This is a genomic window from Brachyspira sp. G79, from assembly GCF_002379365.1.
Lineage (GTDB): Bacteria > Spirochaetota > Brachyspiria > Brachyspirales > Brachyspiraceae > Brachyspira.
The window spans coordinates 1,932,843-1,940,230 of record NZ_JQIU01000008.1 but is presented as its reverse complement, the minus strand read 5'-3'; the positions used below and the strand labels follow the sequence as shown (position 1 = coordinate 1,940,230).

At 31.6% G+C, this 7,388-nt stretch carries 5 protein-coding genes and 1 tRNA gene; 2 read left to right on the top strand and 4 right to left on the bottom strand.

The window, feature by feature from the left end; all coding sequences use genetic code 11:
• The first annotated feature begins 142 nt into the window (after positions 1 to 142).
• A tRNA-Leu gene (locus tag KQ44_RS14595) sits at positions 143 to 227 on the top strand.
• Positions 228 to 304: 77 nt separating this feature from the next.
• Positions 305 to 505: a hypothetical protein gene (locus tag KQ44_RS09940; protein WP_026364323.1), complete on the top strand. Its 201-nt coding sequence runs from the start codon at positions 305 to 307 to the stop codon at positions 503 to 505.
• A 6-nt stretch (positions 506 to 511) separates the two neighbouring features.
• Here KQ44_RS09940 and KQ44_RS09935 read toward each other — a convergent pair whose 3' ends face one another.
• From KQ44_RS09935 to KQ44_RS09920, 4 genes are all read right to left on the bottom strand, one after another.
• Positions 512 to 799 (bottom strand): DUF6506 family protein, encoded by a 288-nt coding sequence (locus tag KQ44_RS09935; protein ID WP_096737263.1) that lies wholly within the window; start codon positions 797 to 799, stop codon positions 512 to 514.
• Between the two features lie 517 nt (positions 800 to 1,316).
• Positions 1,317 to 4,457: an efflux RND transporter permease subunit gene (locus tag KQ44_RS09930; protein WP_096737262.1), complete on the bottom strand. Its 3,141-nt coding sequence runs from the start codon at positions 4,455 to 4,457 to the stop codon at positions 1,317 to 1,319.
• A gap of 31 nt (positions 4,458 to 4,488) precedes the next feature.
• Positions 4,489 to 5,733, bottom strand: coding sequence for an efflux RND transporter periplasmic adaptor subunit (locus KQ44_RS09925; RefSeq protein WP_096737261.1), 1,245 nt, complete (start codon positions 5,731 to 5,733; stop codon positions 4,489 to 4,491).
• 10 nt (positions 5,734 to 5,743) lie between these two features.
• Entirely contained in the window at positions 5,744 to 7,102 is a 1,359-nt protein-coding gene (locus tag KQ44_RS09920) for a TolC family protein (RefSeq protein ID WP_096737260.1), read from the bottom strand.
• Between the last annotated feature and the right edge of the window lie 286 nt (positions 7,103 to 7,388).

The window sequence follows — 7,388 nt, the reverse complement described above, 5'->3', positions numbered from 1 at the left end:
CAGTTAAAGTCTTTTATCAAGTAAACTTGCCATAGGCTCCCAATTTTTATTTAAGTTATATAATTACATAATAAATGAATATTTTTTATAAATAAAACTTGATTTTTTTTTGTTAATATGATAATATATAAAGCAACTACCAGCTCGGGTGATGGAATTGGTAGACATAGCAGATTTAAAATCTGCTGGTCCTTGCGACCGTGCCGGTTCGATTCCGGCCCCGAGCAAATAGAACTAAATAACGGAGTAAATAATAAGGTTTGTAGCTGTATTCTAGGCTATGAACTTTTTTTGTATATTAAATATGGTAAATAATCACGATAAACTTTCAAAACAAAATTTAATTATCCTAATTATAGGACTTCTAATATTTGCTTTAAGTTTTTTATTTATTGCACTTGTAGGACAGCACCCAGAAGGTTTTATGGGTTTTCTAGCTCCTTTTACTATGCTTGTTGGTATTATAGTTATAGTTACAGGTTTCTTGTATAAATCTAATTCATAATAGCTTTTATCTGCCGAAAAGTTTTTTATAAATATCATTCTGCTCTTCTAAATGCACTGCAAATCCTACAGCAATTTTATTTTCTGTAGCATCTATTATTTTTCTTGCCCCTTCTTCTCCAAATCCGCCGCAAAGCTCTATACAGTCAACTCCTTCATTTTGAAGTTCTTTTGCAATTTTACAGGCTTCTTCCATATCAGATACTCCTATAATTTGAGATATTTCATTATGAATATATGCTCTGTCTTTATTGCTGTCAAAAATTTTACCCATTATTAAGTAAGCGAATTTCATTTTTCATTACCTCTTATTATTAAAAAAGTATTTATATAATATAAAATAAATATATAATTTCAAGTTTTATGATAGTTTTTAAATTTATAATATTATTAAATGCACGTTTAATCTATTATTATATATAAACTAATTATAAATTCTAATTTGTATTGTATATAAATGTTTCATGTTACGTGCGTAGAGGAAAGTCTTAATTTAAATAACGCTTTGGGCGGGTGTTCTTAAAGAAATACATGCTAATAAGATTTAATTATACTTAATTAAAAAATAAGGCTTTTAAATCTAAAGGGGCGGGGATTAAAATAAAATTTAAAAATCTATTTTCATTCCCACCCTTTAATTTTTTGGGTACTATTTGTTATTTTTAACTTATTTTTATTTTTTTAGCTTTGTCTGTTATTTTAACTGCCCACCCAAGTGCTTTTTTAGTTTATAATGCTATAATATAAGGTTAAAATAAAAAGGCTTAAGTATTAAACTCAAGCCTTTTATTATTTATTTAATTATTAACTTATTATTTTCCAGGTGTGCTTAAAGCATTATCAATATTTCCTGTGGTTTCAACACTAGCCAAATCTTTAGCATCATAATCTTTAAGAGGTATTCTGTTTCTAATAGCAGCATAAACGGTAGGTACTATAACAAGAGTAAACATAGTAGAAACTGTTAAACCGCCAAGTACAGCAAGTGATAAAGGCTGATACATTTCATTACCTTCTCCGCTTGATAATGCCATAGGAAGAAGACCAAGTATTGTAGTAAGAGAAGTCATAAGTACAGGTCTTAAACGTCTAGGACCAGCTATTAAAGCCGCTTTATCGCCATTAATCTTTTTCTCATGCATAAGCTGATTCATATAGTCAATAAGTACAATACCATTATTAACTACAATACCAATAAGAACTATAACTCCTATTCCGCTGTATACACTCAAAGTCTGCCCTGTAACTAATAATAATGTAAGAGAACCCGCAAAACCAAAAGGTATAGCAAGAGCAATAACAAAAGGAGCTATATAAGATTCAAACTGACTTGCCATAATAGCATAAACTAATACCAAAGCCAAAAATAAAGCCTGTATAAGCTGACCGAAAGCTTCATTCATATCCTCATAATCTCCTGAATAAACAATAGAGAAACCAGAAGGTAGGAATACTTTTTCATTAATAGCAGCCTGTACATCATTCATTATTTGGTTCATAGGTCTTCCATATCCTGAAGCAGTAATAGATGTTATTCTACTGTCATTTTTTCGCTCTATTTCTGAAGGGGCAAAACTTTTATCTACATTCGCTATAGCAGATACTGGAACCATTCCAGCAGTAGTAGGTATAAGCATTCTTTTTACATCATCTATATTGATTCTATCTCTTTCATTAAGTTGAACTATGACATCAATATCAGTAACATCAGAATTGTCTGGAGTCATTCTGGTAGCAGTAGTACCGCCGAAACTTGTTTTAATAGAGTTAGCAACAGTATTTATATTAAGTCCCATTTTAGAAGCTAAATCTCTATTAACAGTAACATTAAGTTCAGGGCTGGCATCACTTTTTTTCAAACGTACATCACGCAAACCTGGAACATCTTGCAATGCCGCTATTACACTATTTGCAAGCTCCCTAGCTCTTACTAAATCTTCTCCTACTATGTCTATATCAATACCGCTTGAATCACTGTTTCCGCCTCCTCTCATACTGCTAACTGTATCTACGTTAATAGTAGCAGGGTAGCTAGCTAATTTTTTTCTAACAAGCTCAACATATTCAGCTGTTTCAATAGTTCTTCCGTCAGATTTATCTATAAGTTTTGCTCTAATTTCGCCTTTATTGGCATCAGAACCAGATCTTGCTCTAGTTTGAATTCTGCTTAAATCTTTTCCAACAACCTCTTCTACATCTTTTCTCATTCTATCAACGAAAGCACCAGTCTGTTCTTTTCTTGTACCTATAGGCATAGTAATGCTTGCTCTAAACTGTCCTTCATCAGATTCAGGGAATCCCTCTTTACCTATGAATATTAATCCTACAATAATAACAGTAAATACCACTAATATAACTGGAATTAATACTCTGTTTTTATGATGAACTGAGTATGTTAATACTTTTTCATATATGAAGTTTACTTTTGAGTGGAAATGCTTATCAAAGAAATCTTCAAATTTTGATAAGAATTTAGATTTTTTAGTAGTTACAAGTCTCGCACCAAGCATAGGTACAATAGTTAAAGCTACAGCCAAAGAGGCTATCATAGAAACAGTAACAGTAATACACAAGTCTCTAAACATCTGACCAGTCTGACCTTCTACAAAAAGGAAAGGCAAAAATACAGCTATTGTAGTAAGAGTAGAAGCAGATATTGCAAGTGCCACTGTGGAAGTACCGTCTATAGCAGAAGAATATTTACCGTATCCGTTATTTCTATAGAAGAATATATTTTCAAGTACAACAATAGAGTTATCCACCATCATACCAATACCAAGTACAAGCCCAGAGAGTGAAATAATATTTAAAGTAGTACCGAAGAAATACATCAAAGTAAATGTAACAATAATCGACATAGGAATAGATATTGCTATAATAAGTACAGTTCTAACATTCCATAAATAAAGCATAAGTATTATAACAGCAAATAAACCTCCCTGCCAAGCAGTATCAAGAACACCTTTTATGGCATTATTAACATTATCCGCACTGTTAAATAATACTTCGTATTTTATACCTTCAGGGAGATTAAGAGTATCAAGTCTTTTCTTTATACCTTCAGAAACGGCAACTGTATTAGCCCCAGATTCTTTATTGATAGAAACATTAACAGCAGGAGTACCATTAACTTTAATAACATCTCCGTCTTCATCATATCCTTCATAAATAGTAGCCAATTCTCTAAGTCTTATAGGAGTATTATTTGTCTTTAATGCTACGACAACATTACCTATATCATCAACAGTTTTAAACTCACCAGTAGTTCTTAAAGTATATTTATAAACACCTTCATAAGTTTCACCGCCTGAAATATTCTGATTTTCTATAGCCAATGTGTTTACAATAGTATTAATATCAAGTCCGTAAGCCTGAAGCCTATTCATATCCACATCAACTTTAATCTGGGTTTTAAGTCCTCCTCTTATTTCGGCCATAGCAACACCGCCTACCTGCTCTATACTGGTTAATATTTGATTATCAACCAAATTGTATAATGCAGATAAATTATCAGTACCATAGAATGATATCTCCATAACTGGAATATTGTCAGTAGAGAATTTATAAACAGCAGGACTTTCTGCATCATCAGGTAGTGATTTTCTTATTCTATCTATTGCCTCTCTAATATCTGCAGTAGCAGAAGCTAAATCACTTCCCCAGTTAAATTCAATGAAAACTCTTGAGTCCTCTTCTTCTGAAGTAGAGCTTACCTCTTTAATATTATTAACAGATGAAACAGCTCCTTCAATTATTTTGGAAACAGATTTTTCAACCTCTTCAGGACCTGCATTGTCATAAGTTGTTCTAATACTAATAAAAGGAAGCTCCATGTCTGGCAGAAAATCGACAGGAAGCCTAGATAAACTTACAATACCAAGTATTACAACAGCAACTATTCCCATAAAAACGGCAACAGGCCTTTTTACTATTAGTTCAATAAAACTTCTCATAAAAAATCGCTCCTTTTAATTAAATATATAATTAACCGCCAATGGAATAAATACTATTATCACCGCTTTGTGATCCTGTATCTTTAACGGTATCTGCAGTTTTTGCTGTATTAGTTGATGTTGTTGTTTTAGGGGTAGTAGTAGTCTGTTTAGCAGTTGTAGTTGGCTTAGATGCAGTTGTTTGTTTAGCAGTAGTAGTAGGTTTAGAGGCAGTAGTTGTTTTAGGTGTATTTTCTTTAACAATAGCAGTTTGATTTGCTGATGTATTTTGATTAGTATTAGCTGAAGCCACTGCAGTAGCCTGAGGAGTGATATATTCTAATATAGTAGGGTCATTTTCTATTCTATTAACCAATGAACCATTTTTTAAGAATTCACGTCCGAACATAACAACCTCTTCTCCCTCTTCAAGTCCGCTGCTTAAGGCAACTTTATCTTTTGAAGTGAATAATATATTAACTTCTCTTGAATATGCTCTGTATTGTTTATTTGTACTTTGAGCAAGTTCCTGAGGCGGATTATTAGAATTATCCTCTTTTACAACATATATGTAGTTTTTTCCTAAATCATCGCTGAATATAGCACTATTAGGTATAACAAATACATTATCAGCAGAGTTTAGAAGTATTGAAACATCGGAGAACATACCTGGAAGTAAAAGTCTGTCTTTATTATCTATTAGAGCTTTAACCATCAATGTACGTGTTGAAGGATTAACGGCATAATCTCTTTTTGTTATTTTGGCTTCTATTTCTTTATTAGGAGAAGAAGGTACTCTTATCAATACTTTTTGACCCAATTCTATTCCAGATATAGAGCGTTCTGGAACTTGTATTTCTACTTCTAATTGGTTTATGTCAGCAACATTTGCTATTGGAGTAGAAGCGGCTATTGATGCTCCTACAGCCATATATGTAGTAGTAACATATCCAGAAATAGGAGTTCTTGCTGGGGCATAAGCATAATTAGCACCTATAACAAATCTGTCGATTAATGCTATAGTATCCCCCTTATTAACAAAACTTCCTTCATATTTAAGTATATTAGCTATTTTACCAGGAACGTCTGAAGATATTTCTACTTCTTTTGTAGCTTTAATTTCAGCAGAAAGCTCTAAATATTCGTCTAGGTGCTGTTTTATAGGGGCTGCTACCAATACACTTATAGGATTTTCTTTCTTTTTTAAGTCTGCCTGAGATTTTTTACATGAAACAGACAAAACAGACAAAATAGAAAGACATAATATAAAAATTTGTACGTTTATTTTTTTTATCATCACAATCTCCTTAAGCACCTAAAAGTTTTAACACTTGTAAAGTACTTGAAAAATATTCATATATAGCCTGCAAATATGCAAGTTGGGCATTTAAATATACTACTTCGGCATCATTTACTTCTAGCATAGATATAGTACCTCCTCTATACTGCCTTTGTGCCATCTGCAGGGCATAAGCTGCAGTTCTTGCATTTTCTGCCTGCGACTGTAAGTTTAAAGCCTGAGACCTAGCAGTTGATATTAGGTCTCGGCTGCTTACTTCTATTGTATCTCTTAATTGCTCATAGCTTACTTCCATCTGCTTTATGCTTAATTCTATTTCTTCAGCTCCTTTTGCTGTAGAAGAGAAAGGAAGTAACGAGTCAAGAGCATAGCTTAATGAAAGTCCTACTCCCCAATCAAATCTTGAGCCTCGTCTTTTAATAAAATTATTATTTTCATTTTTTACTTGATCTTCTGTCATAATACTGACATTAGCACTTGCTGACAATGTAGGCCATAAATAACTTCTTGCTACTCTTCTGTTATATTCTAGCATTTCCAAATTGCTGCTCATATTTTTTAATTCTATATTATTATTCATAATAATAGTAAGCAAATCATCATATGCCATGTCTGGAAGTGTAATATTAGTAGCATCTAGTATACTTCCTACCAAATCTACATCATCAGCTGCATTTGTAAGACCAATTTGTCTTATAAATGTTAATTTCAAACTTTGATACTGATTGCTCAATGTTACAACCTGAGGCTTTGTAGTTTCATACTGTACTTTAGCATTTAAATATTCATATTCTGAAACCTGACCGTTTCTGTATTTTATGTATGTTTCTCTCATTCTGTTGCTGTAATTCATCTGCTGCTGTAAGTATACTCTGTAATTTTCTTGTGCTACGAATGTGTTATAAAAATTTAATTTGGTATTGAGATCAACATTTTTCTTTTCATCATAATATATATCTTTTTGCATTTGCAGATTAATATCTCTGGCTCTGTCAGTGTTCCAATTTCTAAAACCAGTAAAAAGCGTTTTTGATAAAGTGGCACTAGCAGACCAAGTGTCAGGACTTGTTTTTATGCCTGTATATATATTAGCAATTTCTTGAGGTTCTGATATATTTAATGATCCGCTTACACTTAAAGAAGGCATAAATAAATCAGAAAATGAGGCATCTTTTTGAACTTGTGCTATGCGAACATCATATTCAGCTTGTTTTAATGTTTTGTCATTATCAAAAGCTATAGTTAAGGCGTCTTCCAATGTTATAGAAATCTTATTTGTAGTATCAATGGTATTTGTATCTGCTTCCTGACAGTATAAAGCCAAACTGAATATTAAGCTTAAAAATAAAGTAGCATAAAATCTCACTATCTGCTCCTGCATAAGTTTATATTAATTTTACATTTTTATTATAAAATTTTTATATTATAAACTTAGGGTAAAAAATATCAAGTTATTATAAATAATAATATCTCTAACTTCCGCATATTAGACGAATAATTATGGAAATAGTTCCCGTTATTTTTATAATTCAATTATACAATTGTAAAAAAAACTTACAATACCAAAAAAGATAATTTTTCATAAAAATATATAAAAACATTAATAAATATATAATATGTATATATCTATAGTACAAATTATACAAACATAT

Excerpts from the sequence above, each read along its gene's own strand:
- KQ44_RS09940 (WP_026364323.1), top strand. The coding sequence starts at position 305 with ATGGTAAATAATCACGATAAACTTTCAAAACAAAATTTAATTATCCTA.
- KQ44_RS09935 (WP_096737263.1), bottom strand. The coding sequence starts at position 799 with ATGAAATTCGCTTACTTAATAATGGGTAAAATTTTTGACAGCAATAAA.
- KQ44_RS09930 (WP_096737262.1), bottom strand. The coding sequence starts at position 4,457 with ATGAGAAGTTTTATTGAACTAATAGTAAAAAGGCCTGTTGCCGTTTTT.
- KQ44_RS09925 (WP_096737261.1), bottom strand. The coding sequence starts at position 5,733 with ATGATAAAAAAAATAAACGTACAAATTTTTATATTATGTCTTTCTATT.